Raw genomic sequence first — 14,599 nt, forward strand, 5'->3', positions numbered from 1 at the left:
CCACCCACCCGTAGGAACAGCATGCGCACCCCCGCCCTCCGCCCTCACCCCCTCATCGAAGACCTCGCCCTGATCGGCAACACCGCCACCGGCGCCCTCGTGCGCCGCGACGGGACTGTCAACTGGCTATGTCTGCCCCGCTTCGACTCCCCTGCCGTCTTCGCCGAGTTGCTCGGCACCGAAGAACACGGCTTCTGGCGCATCGCCCCGGCCACGGACGGCATCCCGCGACCGTCCGACCGGCGCCGTTACCGCGGCGACACCATGATCCTGGAGCAGGAATGGGTCACCCCGAACGGCATCGTCCGGGTGACCGACTTCATGCCCTGCGGCCCCCAGGTCCCCCAGGTCATGCGGATCGTCGAGGGACTCAAGGGCACGGTGGCGATGACCTCGCTCTTCCGCCCCCGTCCCGGCTACGGCGCCAACAGCCCGCTCATCACCCGCACTGCGCGTACCGGAGCCCCTCGGCTGTGCGCCACCACCTACCCCGACACCTACTGGCTCGACGGCCAGCACCACACCGTCACCGAAGACAGTGCCCGCGCCGACTTCACCATCACGTACGGCGTGTACACCACCTTCACCCTCACCTGGCAGCCCTCACACCTGCCCACCACCCCGACCATCCGCAGCGCCCGCGCGGCACTCGCACGTACCGAGGAGTTCTGGCGCGAGTGGGCGTCCCGCGGCACCTACCGGGGGCCCGACCGCGACGCCGTGGTGCGCTCGACGCTCGTCCTCAAGTCGCTGTGCAACCCGGGCGGCGGGATCGTCGCCGCGCCGACCACCTCACTGCCCGAACAGATCGGAGGCGAGCGCAACTGGGACTACCGCTACACCTGGCTGCGCGACGCCTGCCTGACCGCCACCGAACTCGCCCGCCTTGGCCACACCGAGGAGCCAGAGGCCCTTCGCGACTGGCTGCTCTGCGTCCTGGGCCGCGACGTCGAGAACATGCAGATCATGTACGGCCTCAGCGGTGAAACCGACCTTGCCGAACGAACACTGGACCACCTCCCCGGCTACGAGGGATCCCGGCCGGTCCGGGTCGGCAACGGCGCCGCCGGACAGCTTCAGCTTGACGTCCCCGGTGAGATCGCCGACTTCCTGCTCGCCGCCGAGGACGCCGGCCTGCCGCCCTCGCGCGACGCCGACGCGATGCTGCGCGCCCTCGCCCGCTTCGCCGAGGACCACTGGCGCGAGCCCGACGAGGGCATCTGGGAGATCCGCGGCCCGCGCCGGCACTTCGTCCACTCCAAGGTCCTCGCCTGGGTCGCCACCGACCGCACCATCACCCTGCTGCGCCGCCGACCGGACACCACACCGAAGGAACTCGCCCGCTGGGAGCGACTGCGGCAGGAGATCCACACGGACGTCTGCGAGAAGGGCTACGACCCGGAGCGCAACACCTTCACCCAGTACTACGGCGGCAAGGAGCTGGACGCCTCACTGCTGCTCATCCCCCAGGTCGGCTTCCTGCCCCCGGACGACAAGCGCGTGATCGGCACCATCGAGGCGATCCAGCGCGAACTGTCCACCGACGACGGCTTCGTGCTGCGCTACCCCACCCACGACGAGTCGGGCAACAACGTCGACGGCCTCTCCGGCCACGAGGGCGCCTTCCTGGCCTGCTCCTTCTGGCTCGCCGACGACCTCGCCATGATCGGCCGCGTCCAGGAAGCCCGCGAACTCTTCGACCGCCTCCTCACCCTTCGCAACGACCTGGGCCTGCTCGCCGAGGAATGGGACCCCCGTCTCAAGCGCCAGGTCGGCAACTTCCCGCAAGCCTTCAGCCACCTCGCCCTGGTCGGCACCGCCCTGCGACAGACCGACGCCGTCCACCTACCCGCTCAACGCACCATGCCCGCCGGCGCACCCCCCGAGCGGGACCTGGGGACGTCCACAGTCGCGGGGGTCCGGCAGAGAGCTGGCCTATGAGCACTCACATGCCGCCCGTGTCCAACGTCATCGGCAGCGCCCGGACCTGCCCCGTGGTCCGGGCCGGTTCGAGCGGCCCGGCCCTCCCCGAGCACGCCAAGCCCTCCGGGTCACGGGCACCGCACGGGCAGCGGATCGGCTGCCCTGGCACGGCGGCCGCCAGCAGGAGAGCAGCCCGTCGATCGCAGGTTTCCCCAGGTCAACACACCCGTCCGCGCGATTTCAGTGGGATGTCAGGCAGCGCCGGGGCAGGCAGGCGGGCTCCGTCGTAGCCGTACACCTCACCGAATCGGGAACCCTTCTCCCAATTCGTTCGCGCCTGTACGATCTCCTCACCGGATCGGCCGATGAAGTTCCACCACAACAAGCGGATCCAGGAAACTGGCAGAACGAAAAACGCCTTACCTTGTCAGAATTTTCAGCAAAGGTCGGCAGTAACTCACGCCCACCCTGCCGGGGGTGGTGAACTCGACGGCATCAATTTCCATTGCCCCCGCACGGCGCTCGTTCACCGAACCGAGATCTTTCATTACGCCGTTCAGCGACTCGGCGAAATCCCAGGACGATGTGGCAAACTCAAATACTCCAGCATCTGGAAGATTCGGGAAACGAAACAGCACCCTGGCATGCGGCCGAGGCCCTCGACCAGACCTGGCTCGCATTCGCCGCTCGTCCCAGGAAGACGGGCAGCCGCACCTGGCACCTGGCTTCATCGAGCCAACGACGTGGCGACTATCGCAGTAATGGACGACCCGCCCCGACACCTGTCGCCTCAGAGTCAGGGACACCGACTCCATCCCGTCGATAACAATATCGAGGCTGGCCGCTGTCACCACTACATCAACTCCGGAGCTGAAGTCAGCCGCTTCCAGGGAACCATCGAATGCCTTACAAACAGCCGTGGCAGTCGATCGATCATGGACGGCGAGCTCCCATGACGGGGCGGCTGCGTAATTAGCTGGCTGCCGCATACGAAGATGCCCCGCGAACTCGCAGTCGGCACCTTGGGGCCCAGCGGCAGCACGGTGTGAACAGGTCAGCATGGCGGTTCTCCAGGACTCGCGGGCGAAGAACCCACTGTCCCGACCGTTACCGATTTGGCCCCGCCGAAGCCGTGCGGTATAGACCGGTCCAACCGACGTACGTCCCGCAGAACACCCGCCCTATCGCCAGCGGATACTCAGGCCCTTCAGCCCGTTCTGGAAGTTGGAGACGAGCCGGGTCGGCGGCACGCTCGCAGTGAGCTCCAGATCGGGCAGCTCGGCGACGATTCGCCGGAGCAAGGCCGACATCTGGATCCTGGCTAGTTGCGCCCCAACGCAGAAGTGCGGGCCGAAACCGAAGCTGACGTGATCGTTCGGCACGCGGGCGATGTCCAGGCGATCCGGATCTGAGAAGACCGATTCATCGCGGTTGGCAGAAGCGTGATACACAACCACCTTGTCACCGCCACGGATCAGCTGCCCACCAAGCTCGACGTCTCGCGTAGCCGTGCGCCGAAACTCCAATACAGGCGGCCAGAATCGAAGCAGCTCATCCACCGCTGAAGCGATGAGACCCGGCCGTCGGCACAGCAGGCGATATTGGTCGGCGTGGGTGAGCAAGGAATGCAGCCCACCCGGCAGACCGTTACGCAGAGTCTCATTACCGGCAACGCCGAACAGAAAGAACATCGTCTCGAATTCTGCGACACTCAGCCCGGCTTCCCGCATGCGGGCCACGATGCTGCCGGGCGGCGGCTGCTCCGCGAGGACGTGCGCGTAGGCGAACATGTCCGCGAGTGCGGCCCGCGAGCGCGGGTTGATAGGCCGACCGTCGGGGGTGATACGAGCCTCCGGGCGGTGGGCCAGCGCGGCGCGGCCCAGGTCGGTGAGCCGGGACGGGTCGGCGGTGCTGGAGTGGGCGTAGTCGGGGTCCTGGTAGCCGATGACGCGGTTCGACCAGTCGACCAGCAGCTGCCGGTCCTGCTCCGGCACGCCGAGGATCCGGGCGAGCGTCCACACGGGCAGGTCGGCGGCGAGCGGTACGAAGTCGGCTTCGCCCAGCGGGCGGATCGCAGCGATGAGTTCGGCTGCGCGGGCCTCGATGGCGGCGGTCAACTCCCGGAGCGCACGCGGAGTGAAGGCGGCGGCAACGGCCCGGCGTAGCCGGGAGTGGTCGGGCGGGTCCTGGTTGAGCATCATGGTGCGGGTGAAGTCCAGGTCGGCCAGGGTGTCCGGGTCCCGGATCTGGGTCGCGCCGAGGTGCGAGGAGAAGTCCTCCGGGCGGCGCAGCACCTGCTTCACGTCCGCGTGCCGCAGCACCGCCCAGTAGCCGGGCCCGGGCGGCCACTCCCCCACCGCCGGTTCCTCCACCCAGCACACCGGGGCCGCCGTCCGAAGTTCCCGAAACAGCTCGTACGGCACACCCTCGGCGTAGGTCTCGGGTAGGAAGATCCGGTTCACCTGCGCCTGATCGAAACCCATGCCGGCCGACCGTACGCCGCGCCGCGGCAGCCCGCCAGTTTCTTGGAGCCGGTCCACCCTAGGGGCGGCGAGAATGTCCTGATCATGCATCGTCGTCCGCTCGACCTCCGTGTACCGCACCACCGCCCAGGCCCCCGGCACGACCGCCCGCAGCTCCGCGACAACCCGTACGGCACACCCTGCGCGTACATCTGCGGCGGAACAGCGAACCGCGTCCTCTCGGTCCACCGTCACACCGACCCGCGTCCCAAGCGCAACGGCCCGGGCCTGAACCGCTCCCGCACTCCTCGGGCGTGTCCCGCGCTCCCGGCCCGGATGGTGGTGTATCCAGGTCGGGGCTGCTCTGTGGCTACGGGTGGTGGGCGGGTTTCGGGGAATCGGGGTGGCTCGTGGCAACCAGTGCTTTCGAGGAGCTGTCGCAGACGGGTGAGCTGGGGTATGCGAGCTTGGAACTGCTGCGGCGGCTGGTGCATCAGGTGCGCCGCACCTACGGCTTCCCGCCACCCGAAGGGCACTCGGAGTGGAGCGACCCCGCCGCCTACGACCTGATCAATGCGATGCTTGCCCGCAAGGGAGAGGGACGGAAGTTCGTCACCAGCTGCTTGGTGCTAGCCGTTGACGACGCCTCGTTGGAGCGTCTGTTTCTCACGTCGGTGAGGAATTTCCTCATCGACGAGGCGAAGAAGACGCCGCGGGGCAAGCTACGACGCCGGATTGCCCGTCTGATGAGCGAGGACTCGGCTTACCGAAAGGTCGCGGGTCCGCCGCCGCGCTGGACGCTGGTCGAGCACGCCGACGGCGCCGTGTGGCAGGGAGGCTTCGACGACCTCATCGCACAGGCTGTGCGGATAACAGGAGTCGGCATAACCCGCTGGAACCACTCCGGCCCCACGCCCAAGCAGACAGTCCATGCCCTCAAGACCGTTCTCCTAGGCGTGCTGCGGTACGCGCGGGGTGCGGTACGGGAGGAAGAACTCGCCAGGGTTCTTGAGGCCCGATTCGAACTCCTGGCACCGGCACGTTTCACCACCCTGTACGCGGACGAGGGCGCAGTCTCCGAACTCTCCGACCAGCGTGCGGCCGCCATCACGGCCGTCCCCGTCGCGGCCGAGGGGGTGGCTGACGACATCTGGCAACGGCTGACCCTCAACGAGCGTCTGTTGCTTCCCCATCTCGAAGAGGACGCTCACCATGCGGCACAGCTGCTGGAGATCCGGTACCGTCACGCGGCTGCTGTCCTCTCGAACCTCAAGACGAAGCTTCGCGCAGCTTTGTCCTCGGACGTCGATCAATGGGCGGTGATGGCAGCTCTGCTGCGGCGGGGCGATGATGCCCAGTTCTGAGCGGTCCCGAGTTGCGTCGTCCAGATCCAGTGAAGAGAGAATGCGCTGATGGACCACAGCCACGGGGGAGACGGTATGAGTTCTGTCCACACCACTGCTTACCAGCGGCTGGTGGCTGTCGCAGCGGGACTGAAGGTGCCCGCCGCCGTCCGCCGGGTGGCCACCGAACCGCCCCAGGACCCGCGGCCTGGCCAGATCTGGCGCGCTGCGTGGAAAGACGTCATCCAGCCGCTGCTCGTCACCTCAACCGGCGACGACACACTGCGGGCCGTACCAGCTTCGTTCGAGCGGTACGCCGATGGCAACACCCTACTCCTCCCGGCTTCGGCATCGACGTTAGAGGAGCCGTTGGCGCTGTGGTGGGGTTTGGAAGCTACCGTTCCCTGGTGCGTGCTGGACCGCCAGGTCAGTGAGCTGTCGAACTGCCCAGCCTCCCTGACACGCCATTCGCTCGCCGGTGCCGTGGCGGGTGCCCCCCGGGGCGCTAGCACAGCCGAGTCGGCCGCAGCCAACGAGTACCGGGGGCTCCTGGCGGGCCGGGTCGCGGTCCTCTCGGCAGCACGCTGGGAGCCAGAGGGAACCGGAAGCCTGCCGCAGCTTCTCAAGGACAAGGCCATCACACCCGGAGATCTCGCGGCCGAGCTGGAGTTGCTGCCACCCCAAGCACTGGCCGTGTGGAGGGGGAAGCTGCCCCTCACCCCCGACCAGGCCGCCACCCTCGCCGATCGCCTGGGCCAGCGGGCTGAACAGTTGATCGCGGCCAACCCCGCCCTGCCGCACGAGGTCGTGCACGAGCTGAACCGTCCCTTGCGCCGCGCGCAGGTAAAGGCGCTCGCCGCGCGGTACAACGAGGCAGAGCACGACGCCCGGCTGCGTGCCGCGTACGGGATCTTCGCCCTTGCGGCACGCCAGGACGGACCAGCCAGGCCGAACTGGACAGCGCGCACCGACCGCTACTTCGAACTGTGTCTGGGCGAGTAGAAGGGGGTCTCGCGTGGTCAACCACGTTCTCGCCGCCGCAGCCCGGGCCCAAGCCGCGGCGATGGTCCGGGAACTCGAGGCCGTGCGTCCCGGCGCGGTGGAGCTCCTGACCCAAGGCGCTCTCGCAGAGCTGAGAACCTGGGATGAGCTGACCGTCGTGGACGTCGAGGAGAACCGGGCAGAACAAGGGTGCAGCGTCGCCGGAGCGTATGACCCCGGGCCGCCACCGCGCCTGTCGGTCGCTGCCACGGCGAGCCTCGCCCGGCGGGAGTTCACGGCCCTGCACGAGCTGGGCCACCATCTGCAGACAAACAGCTTCGCCCTCATGGAGGCCTTCAGTGGGGAACCCGATGGGGGTGTCCTCCTGGAGGACGCGGCGTGCGACGCCTTCGCCGCCGAGATCCTGCTGCCCGCCTCCCACGTCGACCGGCACCTGGACGCCACGGGACCCGACGCGTCGGCGATCACCCACCTGTGGCAGGCAAGCAACGCCTCCCGGATGGCAGTGTGCGTGCGAGCTGCCCAGCGCCTACCCGCGCCCGGGCACATCCTCCTCCTCGACCATGCGGGGCGCCTCGTCTTCGGCGCCTCCCACGGCCTTCCACCCCTGCCACGCGGCAGCCGCCAGAACGACATCCCCGTCGTCGACCGTGCCATGGCCCGCTCCGGCCGCGCCCGGGGGCGGACCCGGGTGCGCTACCGCGACGGCATCCTCGGACGTGAACTGCACACCGACATCGCGCCGATGGACGGCTACCTCGTCGCCGTCCTCGTCGCCGACTCCGCCCCCTGGCGCCCTTTCACCCCGCCCACCCCCGACACCGGCCCCCAGTCGCGCGAATACATCTGCTCGAATTGCGACGAGGAGTACCACTCCTTCGTACCGTCCTGCCCGCGCTGCCGCGTCCCCAGCTGCCCCGAGTGCGGCCGCTGCGCCTGCCCGCCCCGCGTCGCCGAACGCCAGTGCCCCGGCTGCTTCACCCTGCATCCACCCAGGATGTTCTCGCCGGGCAGCGACCACTGTCTGAACTGCGTCTGACGCCTCAGCAGTCGCTTCCGCACCGCACTCACGGCTACTCACGAGTTACGTCGTCTGTCCCAGGCGAAGCACCCCGCACCGGGGCGCTCACGGATACCGGGTGCCGGCCTCGGGACCGTCGGAACTCGGCCGGCAGGAGCAGAACAATGGCCCTTCAGATCACCGCAGTGCGCATGTCCCCCGGCGGCACCACGCACGAGCACATCACCATCCTGTGGTGGACCAACCAGACGTCCGGCAACACTCGAAGAAGTACCCGGGCGCAGCTCGTCGACTGGATCGAGAGCAAGTCCGGCACGGCCTACACCAGCGACGCAGCTGGGCGCCGCGCGGAAGTCTTCGTCGTGACCCCCGCCCAGGGCGAGAAGTACCTGCGGACCCGCGCCGACGGCGTGTGGACCAACAACCTCCTCGCCCTACCTCGGCGCTGACCCACCGCGACGCACGGCTGTCCAGCGCGCTGCTCTCGGCGGCATGCCAGACGCCCCGCCTTCCCCGGGAGACCTCGGGGCCGACCACGCAACTCATCTTTAGGAGGACTCATGTCCCAGGACAGCCACGGGCCCACACCCCTCACGATCGTCGTCAACGCCCGCCCGCACACTTGGGTGGCGAAGAAGATCACCTTCGAGCAGGTCGTCGACCTCGCCTATCCCGGCCAGGCACCGACCGGCCAGGACACCTACACCGTCCGCTACAGCCGCGGCCAGGACGGACACGGAGCGGGCAGCCTCACGGCCGGCCACAGCGCCACGGTGAAGAAGGGGATGGTCTTCGATGTCTACCGCACTTCTCGCTCGTGACGCCGACCTGGCCCGCCTTCTCGACGACGGCTACGACGTCGTCATCCACGCCGGCCACCTCATCATCCGGCACATCCCGTACGTCACCGAGAACCGCACTGTCGAGCACGGCTTCCTCACCTACCCCGTGACCGTCAGCGGAGACCGCCTGGAGTCCGGTACCGACCACCGCATCTGGTTCAGCGGCTCCGTCCCGTGCGATGAGCACGGCTGGCCGCTGGCGCTGGCGACCGCGGAACACCGGGAAATCTCCAACGGCATGCGGGCGGACTTCATGCTCTCCAGCAAGCCCGGGCCCGACGGCTACCCGGACGAGTACACGAAGATCACCGCGTACGCCCGGATCATCGCCGACCAGGCCCGCGCACTCGACTCCTCAGCGAGCCCCACCCCGGGCGCGGCCTGGCAGGAGATCGACGACGACAGTCCCTTCGTCTACCGGGACACCGCCACATCTCGCGCCGGCATCGCGGCCGTCAACCGCCGCTTCCGTGGCCATCGCGTCGTGATCGTCGGCCTCGGAGGCACCGGCAGCTACATCCTCGACCAAGTAGCCAAGACCGAGGTCGAGTCGATCCTCCTCGTCGACGGCGACACCTTCGACAACCACAACGCGTTCCGGGCTCCAGGCGCCCCGACCCTCGACATCCTGCGCGGCCGCCCGGCCAAGGCCGTCTACCTCGCCTCGATCTACTCGAACATGCACCGGGGCGTGACGGCGTGCGAGCAGTACCTCGACGAGGAGAACCTCGACCTGCTCACCGGAGCAACGTTCGTTTTCCTCGCCTCCGACGACGCCACCGGCAAACCGGCGATCATCGACTGGCTGGAAGCGCACAAGGTGCCGTTCATCGACGTCGGCATGGGCGTCGATGAGGTCGACGGCCGCCTCAGCGGACTGCTGCGTGTCACCACGAGTCTTCCCACCCGTCGTGTCCCAGCCCGCCGCCGCATCCCGCAGCCGGCTCTCGAACGCGATGCCTACGGGCGGAACATTCAGACCGCGGACCTGAACGCGCTGAACGCCGTCCTGGCCGTCATCCGTTGGAAGCGCTTCATCGGCATCTACGCCGACGCCACCGATGAGGGACACAGCACCTACTCGCTGATCACCAACGAGATCGCCAACGAGGACCTCCCGTGACCGCCCAGGACACCCTGCGTCCGGTCTTCACCGAGACGTTCCCTCCGGCGATGGATCCAGGGAAGCTGTACATCTCGATCCCCTACCGCACCTGCGGTCACCTGTGCTGTTGCGGCTGCGGACACGAAGTCATCACACCGCTCTCCCCCGCGCAGTGGAAGCTCACTTTTGATGGCGAGAACGTATCCCTGGCCCCGTCGATCGGCAACTGGTCGCTCCGCTGCCAGTCGCACTACTGGATCCATGACGGTCGCGTCCGCTGGAGCCACCGGTACTCGGCGGCGGAGATCGATCAGAACCGGGCCCGCGATCGTCGCCTGCTCGACCCGAGCACCCCGGTCCCCGCACCAGAACCAACTTCCAGGCTCCGCCGCTGGCTGCGGCTCCGACGCCTGTGGACGCCCGGACGATCATCCTGACGAACCCCATCACCCTGTATGACCACACCAATGCACAGCCCGCCGCGGGCGTGCCGGCCTGGACGAAGGTGATCAACTTCGTTTCAGATCAGATGAGTTAAATGACACGTTCCGGTGTCCGCTTGACTACAGGCGGGAAGGACACAGGACAGTGTCCACAACAGCCCCGAGTGTCGGGTTCCGACATGCCTGTAGGCGGCGAGCACCGGACCCACGCGTGTCCACAAGCGGGCACCGAATCGGTGAACACCGCAACCGAGGCTGGCGAACGACTGCGGAGCCGACACCAAAGAGGCCCGCTCTCGTCAGCTCTTTGACCACTCCCAGATCGTCGCGTTCACGTCGGTGCGACGCAGGCCCTTGAGACGAACCTCTGACACGGGCTCCACATCGAACTGCCGCAGCGGGTCGCTGATCATCAGCAGGGCCGGGTTGCCGCCGCTGCCCTCCTCAAGGTGCTCGGCCAGGATTAGGACGTAGTTTTCCCGCTGTTCCTGGGCGCGAAGGAACTCGGCTCTGGTCAGGGTGACCTCGTTCGGGCGGGGGCCGCCGTGCGCCTTGATCTCGTAGAAGCGGCCGGCGCTGTCAACTGCATCTGCCCCGACGCTGTGTTTGCCGCGTTGGTCGAGCTCTCGAGCGTCCTCGCCGAGGACCGACGCGAGGAGCTGCAGGACCAGCCTCTCCTTGGAGCGGTCCTGGTAGCCAAGCGGAGCGGACAGCTCGCGGGGCACGGCACCGCCTGTTCTGGGCGTCGACAGGCCAGCGACGCGGCTGGGCGTGGGGCGGTGCGTCCGAGCGGCCCGCACCCCACCGCCAGGTGAAGGCGTGGTTCGGGTGACGGTGGGCTTGCCGAGTCCTTCAGCGCTGACTAGCTGGCGCGGGGTCACCGAGACGGCCGCGGGATCGGGCCTTGGCGGCGTCTGTGCTGTCGGAGGCACCGTCGACAGCAGGTTGTCGGACGCGGGCCGGGGAGAGGGTACGGGCGCGGTGGGCTTCGTCTGGGGACGCCGGGCGCCCGTCGCGGGCTGCGGAGAAGGGACAGGCGGCGCGGAGGGTGTGGCCTCTGCTGCCTTCCGGTCGCGGTCGCGCAGCACTTCGTCCCGCCGCCGCCGCGCCTCGAAGTCCCGCTGCCCGGCGGAGGTGAGCGGCGCGGTAGGCACGGTGGCAGCCTCGTCCTCCTCCCAGAAGTCCCGCCAGCGGTGTGCGACCTGGGCACGCGCGCCGGAGAATTGGCAGGCCACGGCGGATCCGGCGCCCAGGCGGGTGCGCAGCTCCCCTGGGGCAGAAAGGAACAGTACGTTGGCCGTGCGATCGATGTGGGCGCCGACCGGGACCTCCAGCGGGTCCCAGCCCTCGCCTGGGTCGAGCCGGATGCGCAGTCCGGACAGGATGCGGACCTCCAGGCCGGCGAGCCAGGTCCACTCGGTGAACGCGGCGGCAGCTGCTGGTTCGTCCCGGACGAGTCGGTCCTGCAGGACGTGAACCGCGTGGCCGAAGCTCTCAGTGAGGTGCGGATCGGCTACCGCGCCGGCCGGATCGACGACCTCGGCGGAGGCAGCGTCCAGCCGTTGCACGCCGAGCAGCCCGAGCAGGCCGGTGAACTGCTCCAGTTCCCCACCGGGTTGCCAGATCGGGATGCGGTTGGCCAGCGCCCGTTCGACCGAGTGGTGTGAGACGACAGCGTAGACCGGCGGCCGCTTGACCCAGCCCGCGCTGGTCCAAAGCGGCAGCCAGCGCAGCTTCTGCCGCAGGCCTGGGGTCATGGCCGTGCCCGCGCTCCTTACGGCCTGGTTCAGCGACCGCAGTGCCTCAAGCATCACCCGCTCCTGCTCCTCGCCGAGTGGCCCTCCGTCGGTTGCGAGCTCCTTGAGTACGTCGACCAGGTCTCCGAGGCCGGGTTCCTTAATGCCCAGGGTCTGCCAGAGCGGGAGCAGTTCGCTCCCGGTCGGGACGAATGGGCGTAGGCCGTGCAGGATAGTCGCGCCCCGGAAGCAGGCGCCGGGGCTGCGCCAGCCCAGGTCGGTGAGGACGAGGTCCTTCCAACCTTGGAAGGCTGTCGTGATCTCCTGCTCAACCTGCGTGCGGGGAGTGTCCGCAGCGCGCTCGGTCAGCCGTCGGGCAAGTGCGCGGTAGACCAGGTAGACCTCGGCCCTGAGCTCCTCCCCCTCCGGCCCAGCGGGCAACGCACGCTTGCGCAATTGTTCTAGCCGGTCGATCAGCTGGGACACACTCGGATCACCGGACACCCCCAGGGCGGTGAGCACCTCCACCCGGTTGGAGAGCGCGCGCTGGAGCTCCGGGTGCAGGTAGTTCGGCTCGTCCTGTCCGTACAGCGCCACGGCATCCGGGGTACGCAGCTGAAGCTCCCCGGGGCGTCGCAGGGTGCCGCCTGCGTCCTCCAGCCAGGCTGCGGCCCGCAGTCGCCAGACCCAGAGCGCAGGGATCGGACCGCGTAGGGTCCAGCCGTGGTAGGCGTTGGCCGCTTGGACCACCGCGTGGTCGGGGCTGGTAAGCATGCCTGGGCGGCCCAGCGTCTGGAGCAGTGCGGCCGTGCGCCGCCGCCGTTCGGTGACGTCGCGCTCCGCGCTGATGTCCCTGACAACCCGGTCCAGGTCCCCCGAGATCCGATCGTCCAGGGTGTAGTCGGCTCGGAGCTCCCGCATCCTTCGCCCGCGGGCGTCGGTCGAGAGGATGACCTCGCGGAAGAGCCCTGAGCGCTTGTCCCGCGACTCGTACTTCTTAACAGCCGGCGGGTCAAGCCGAATCGGGGCGAGGCGGGGAGCGTCCGACACGCCCAGCAGGCGCAGGAACGCCGTCCGGCTGAGGCCCCCGCTTTGCGAGGCGGGGAGCAGTGTCTTGGCGTAGGAGCGGTGTGCCCAGAGCAGGCCGGTGGTCCTCCGCGCGGCGACCGCGAACCGGTCACCGTCGGTGCTCTCCAGGGGTTGGGACAAATAGAGCTGGTTCGGCGGGCCCTGGCAGGTCTTCTCCTCCCCGTCCGGGCCGTACTCGTACGCGTCGAGCTGGACGGTTCGCCCGATGTCTGGTCCCAGTTTGTCGCGCTCGGCCTTCGACAGCTCGCCGAGTGCCCGCTGGAGCAGGACGAGCTGCTCGGTTCCTGAGGCGCCCGTGGTCGGCAAACGGCCGCCGGCCGCTCCGAGTTGAGCAATGCGGCGAAGGATGGCGGCCGTGTCGTCACGCCGCACCAGGCAGTTGCGTTGGCGGAGCCAGGTGACCACCCGTCGGGCCGCGTCGTCGTCGGCCCAGTAGGCGGGATGCAGGTCGCAGAGGATGCCCACGGGGTCCAACGGTCCGGTGCCCTCACTGTGGGCGATGGCGTACTCGGCACTCGACGGGGCCAGCCGTCGACCGTCGGCCGTGGCGAGGCAGGACCGATGGATCACCAGGTAGTCCAGGCCTGCGGCGAGGGCTACGGCTGTGAGGCGGACAGTCCGGTCGATGGCGTACGCGGGCAGTTGGAGCAGCCCAAGTGCATCCCTGACCTCGACCTCGTCCGTGAGTCTCGCGCTGCCGTCGTCCCGCCAGTCGGCCAGCACCAAGCGCCAGCGCCCGGCTCGGTCGCGGGCAACGTGGGGAAAGGTGTGCTCCAGCCCCGCCAGAAGGGCGGTGTCCCGCTCCGAGATCACCTCGGAGAGCTCCTCTGCCTCGACAGCCAGGTCGGCGAGCGGGACAGCCACTCCGACCGAGACCCGCAGGGTGAGCGCGGTGGCCACCTGATCCCGCGCCCGCTCCAGGAAGGCGGCCCGGAGATGGCCCGGGAGCCCGGCGCGGTCCGGGGATACCAGCTCGGGCAGCGGCAGCAGATGCCACGCTGACGGATCCACCCGCGCGAGGACGTCGAGCACCGCTGCCTGCCAGAGGTCGGCGACAACCGGAACCAGCGCCGTGTTCAACGAGCTTGCGGCGAAGCCCTCGCGGCTGACGACCGGGTCGAAGTGAGAGTGCACCCGGGCGGCGGCGGCGAGCGGTGCGACTGGCAAGCCAGCATGGACGCTCCCGGTCGCCGCCTCGTACAGCGGCAGCGCCACGGCCACCGGAACAGTCGGGCCGAGCTTCTTGTGCAGGCGATGCCATCCGGCCTCGGTGGGGACCCAGGTGTCGTAGACGCGCCAGGACTTGCCATCAGAGGTGCGGGCCTCCCTGACCCGGACGTCGCAGTCAGCCTTACCCATCGGAAGGCGCAGCGTCGCAGCGTCGCGCCAGCTGAGCCGCAGCACCCTGGGGGCGGTCGAACCGGCGGATCCGTCGGCCAGCACCATTACCTGCTCAACGTGGCGCAGGAACAGGAGGGAACTGTCTTGCCAGCTCTCGAACCAGTCGAAGAGGGCTTCTGCCGACAGGACACCGGGCTTAAGGGCGTCCGCCAGTAGGTCATCGGATGCGGGGGCTTCGAGGCCGGGTATCCCAGCGGTAGAGGGTCCAAGCCCGTCTGATTAGGCAGCGGAC

The 14,599-nt window shown here is 68.7% G+C and carries 11 protein-coding genes and 1 pseudogene; 8 read left to right on the top strand and 4 right to left on the bottom strand.

What is annotated here, in order from left to right; translation table 11 throughout:
* Positions 1-21: 21 nt before the first annotated feature.
* Complete coding sequence (locus ACZ52J_RS35130) at positions 22-1,941, top strand: glycoside hydrolase family 15 protein (RefSeq protein ID WP_465624569.1); 1,920 nt, start codon at positions 22-24, stop codon at positions 1,939-1,941.
* A 199-nt stretch (positions 1,942-2,140) separates the two neighbouring features.
* On the opposite strand, the pseudogene ACZ52J_RS35135 reads toward ACZ52J_RS35130, so the two are convergent.
* The 3 genes and pseudogenes from ACZ52J_RS35135 to ACZ52J_RS35145 form a co-directional block, all read right to left on the bottom strand.
* A pseudogene (locus ACZ52J_RS35135) lies at positions 2,141-2,308 on the bottom strand (pirin family protein); the annotation flags it as partial.
* A 34-nt stretch (positions 2,309-2,342) separates the two neighbouring features.
* Positions 2,343-2,984: a recombination directionality factor gene (locus tag ACZ52J_RS35140; RefSeq protein WP_465624571.1), complete on the bottom strand. Its 642-nt coding sequence runs from the start codon at positions 2,982-2,984 to the stop codon at positions 2,343-2,345.
* A 120-nt stretch (positions 2,985-3,104) separates the two neighbouring features.
* The gene (locus ACZ52J_RS35145) at positions 3,105-4,406 is read right to left on the bottom strand and encodes a cytochrome P450 (RefSeq protein WP_465624573.1); all 1,302 of its coding nucleotides are present in this window, start codon (positions 4,404-4,406) and stop codon (positions 3,105-3,107) included.
* 389 nt (positions 4,407-4,795) lie between these two features.
* Here ACZ52J_RS35145 and ACZ52J_RS35150 point away from each other — a divergent pair, with 389 nt between their 5' ends.
* The 7 genes from ACZ52J_RS35150 to ACZ52J_RS35180 all read left to right on the top strand — a co-directional run bounded on the left by ACZ52J_RS35150 (position 4,796) and on the right by ACZ52J_RS35180 (position 10,135).
* Positions 4,796-5,749 carry a hypothetical protein gene (locus ACZ52J_RS35150; RefSeq protein ID WP_360263742.1) on the top strand — a complete coding sequence of 318 codons (954 nt, stop codon included), beginning with the start codon at positions 4,796-4,798 and terminating at the stop codon, positions 5,747-5,749.
* A gap of 75 nt (positions 5,750-5,824) precedes the next feature.
* Entirely contained in the window at positions 5,825-6,730 is a 906-nt protein-coding gene (locus ACZ52J_RS35155; RefSeq protein ID WP_360263740.1) for a hypothetical protein, read from the top strand.
* A 13-nt stretch (positions 6,731-6,743) separates the two neighbouring features.
* Complete coding sequence (locus ACZ52J_RS35160) at positions 6,744-7,769, top strand: ImmA/IrrE family metallo-endopeptidase (protein WP_360263737.1); 1,026 nt, start codon at positions 6,744-6,746, stop codon at positions 7,767-7,769.
* A 146-nt stretch (positions 7,770-7,915) separates the two neighbouring features.
* A complete protein-coding gene (locus tag ACZ52J_RS35165; RefSeq protein WP_360263734.1) occupies positions 7,916-8,200 on the top strand; it encodes a DUF3892 domain-containing protein in 285 nt (94 codons plus the stop codon).
* Positions 8,201-8,311: 111 nt separating this feature from the next.
* Positions 8,312-8,572 carry a multiubiquitin domain-containing protein gene (locus tag ACZ52J_RS35170; protein ID WP_360263732.1) on the top strand — a complete coding sequence of 87 codons (261 nt, stop codon included), beginning with the start codon at positions 8,312-8,314 and terminating at the stop codon, positions 8,570-8,572.
* Positions 8,547-9,716 (top strand): ThiF family adenylyltransferase, encoded by a 1,170-nt coding sequence (locus ACZ52J_RS35175; RefSeq protein WP_360263730.1) that lies wholly within the window; start codon positions 8,547-8,549, stop codon positions 9,714-9,716. Before ACZ52J_RS35170 ends, ACZ52J_RS35175 begins: the two co-directional genes overlap by 26 nt.
* Positions 9,713-10,135, top strand: a complete 423-nt coding sequence (locus tag ACZ52J_RS35180) for a ubiquitination-like system serine protease family protein (protein WP_465624577.1) — start codon at positions 9,713-9,715, stop codon at positions 10,133-10,135. The genes ACZ52J_RS35175 and ACZ52J_RS35180 overlap by 4 nt, the downstream gene beginning before the upstream one ends.
* A 305-nt stretch (positions 10,136-10,440) precedes the next feature.
* On the opposite strand, the gene ACZ52J_RS35185 is transcribed toward ACZ52J_RS35180, so the two are convergent.
* Entirely contained in the window at positions 10,441-14,412 is a 3,972-nt protein-coding gene (locus ACZ52J_RS35185) for a hypothetical protein (RefSeq protein ID WP_465624579.1), read from the bottom strand.
* Positions 14,413-14,599 lie beyond the last annotated feature (187 nt).

The sequence above is a fragment of the Kitasatospora sp. NPDC034035 genome (genome assembly GCF_055575755.1).